The organism is uncultured Methanobrevibacter sp. (genome assembly GCF_905235195.1).
Taxonomy (GTDB): domain Archaea; phylum Methanobacteriota; class Methanobacteria; order Methanobacteriales; family Methanobacteriaceae; genus Methanarmilla.
The window spans coordinates 1-2,410 of the sequence record NZ_CAJOKH010000096.1 but is presented as its reverse complement, the minus strand read 5'-3'; the positions used below and the strand labels follow the sequence as shown (position 1 = coordinate 2,410).

Sequence of the window (2,410 nt, the reverse complement as noted above, 5' to 3'; positions counted from 1 at the left end):
CCAATCCCCAATCCCCAATTATTGGTTAATTATTTGAATAAAAAATATTAATTAAAATAAAAATTATAATCATTTTTTAAATTTTAATCATTTTTTCAAATACTCTTTATTAATTTATTAATTTCATATTTTTAACAGAATTAATGGTGTCATTAAACTTATAACCTTCTCTAAAGCATAATTTTTTAGTAAGGAATAAATAAAGTACTATACCTGCTATACAAATAATCAAAATTAGTGAAAATACTATTGCAAATGTATGACTAGATTTGTTAACTCTTATCTTAAAAGTCATAGGGTCTATTTCGTCAACTTTATCACATACTTTATTACTATCAAATCCTCTTAACCAAACTACTCCAATACGAGGTATATTAATAGTTACTTTAGAAGTAGTACTATTTTGTTTAATATCTTTCTTATTAACTCCACTCATTATTTGAATGCAGGTTTTATTACTAGGCTTTGTAAAAGTGTAACTTACAAATTCTTTTTTTCTATCCATACTTACTAATAAAATATAGTCATATTGTTCTTTTTTCCAAATTCTAGCTATAACATTTTCTCCTCTAGGAATTGAATAAATCATTTCTGGGAAAATATAAGATTCTCTAAAAGGTTCATCTACATAATAAACAAATTTAGAATAAACTTCTCTAAATTCTTTGAATACTCTAACAGCTTTTTGCCATTCAGATTGAGCAGGATTATGAGCTTTTTTGTGCCATAAAGAAGCATAATCATATGCCCATAATCCCATTGCACCAGCTGCAATTACCTGATATAACATATTTTTTATTTCTAATTCTGTGGGGGCATTTTGCCCATTTTCACCATCAACTGTTTTATCATATATTTGAATAATTCCCCAATTAGCTTTGGCATTGGCCATGTTTCTTATTCCTTCAGTTGCCACAGTTGAGACACAATGAAGAGCATCAGATGTAGTGCATGGATAGCAGTCAGTTCCTATGACATCTAATCCTTCTTTTATTATATTTAAAGAATATCTTTGATTAACAGCTGTAAAAACAAATCTATCAGGATCCTCTTCTCTTATCGCGAATGTTGTGTTCATCATTGATTTTGTTGCCCCTTTTCCAGGCTCATCTAGTAAATAATATCCTATTAAAGCCTCATTATTTTTATTATTTTTTACTACTTTTAATGCACTTTCTCTTGCAATTTTTATTGCTTCATCGCTGGTATTGTATGTAGCAGCACCATGGCCTAAATATTGAATAGAATAAAATCTATGATTTGAAAGTTCATATAATTCTTTCATCATTTTTTCACCTGAACCTCCGTTATAAACCATATTAAAAGGTGAGTTAATCCAATTATCTCTATGTGTAGTATTGTAAGTACCTGCATATAACGCTATTGGGAATGTCATAGTTCCATTAATCCATGTTCGAAGTTTATCATCAATGTAAATTTTTTTATTTTTTTTTAAATATTCTCTTGTTAATCCTCCACTATTTTTTTTAAAATTACATTCTTGATTTGTCTCATTGTGGTCAGCATATTCATTATAAATTAGAACTTTAGCATAATAAAAACCAGGCTGTAACTTAGATGGATCTACCATAAATTCGGCATATTTTGTCAAATGAGTTCTTTTTATTGTATAATTTTTTAAAAACATTTTTTGTATGTTTGTTTCTTTATCATATATTGTTAAATTTAAATTTAAATAGTTTCCATTTTCATAAATTGTATCTTTAATTTTCAAGGCTACTCTTATTTCAAATTCTTCTTCATATACTATTGATTGCCAAGCATTAATGCTTAAAGAAGAAAAAATATTAACTTTTGCAGGCCTCCAAAAAATTTCATCTACAATAAAAGTCCCATAAGTTTCTCCCCTAAATTGTAATGACAATATTCCTTCACCTTCAATAAATTCAGTCCATTGAGTATCTAATTCTTGAATCACCCATTTATCGTTAGTATCAGTTGTATTTGTATATAAATATATAGAATCAAGATATTTTTTTCCTTCAACACAAAGTAATATTTTTCCTCCTTCATTTAATTTAGCTTTATATCTCATTCCTAGTGTGTATTTTTGTTTTATTGGCCATTTTGGCCATTGTGCTATAAATGCACCTTTTTGTCCAGTAGTTCGGGTCATTTTTATTGCCTTTGTCCCAGATGTTCCTTCTATTACTTCTAATTGTTTCTTTGTTTCTGTATACCAGCCAGTTAAATTTTGAGAAAAATTATAATTTTTTATAGGATTTTCAAAGGCAGAAACTTCTAATAATATAAAGAAAAATAATAGAATGTTCATCTTTTTATTTTAATAAATTAATTAGAATAATTAAATTATTTATAGTAAATAAAGATTAATTATTTTTTATAAAAATAATTTTTTTATTATAATTATGAAATGGGGATTGGGGAT

The 2,410-nt window shown here is 26.7% G+C and carries 1 protein-coding gene; it reads right to left on the bottom strand.

Going from position 1 to position 2,410, the window contains the following annotated elements:
* Positions 1-109: 109 nt before the first annotated feature.
* Positions 110-2,296: a hypothetical protein gene (locus tag QZ146_RS08620; RefSeq protein WP_295723663.1), complete on the bottom strand. Its 2,187-nt coding sequence runs from the start codon at positions 2,294-2,296 to the stop codon at positions 110-112.
* Positions 2,297-2,410: the final 114 nt, after the last annotated feature.

Excerpts from the sequence above, each read along its gene's own strand:
- QZ146_RS08620 (WP_295723663.1), bottom strand. The coding sequence starts at position 2,296 with ATGAACATTCTATTATTTTTCTTTATATTATTAGAAGTTTCTGCCTTT.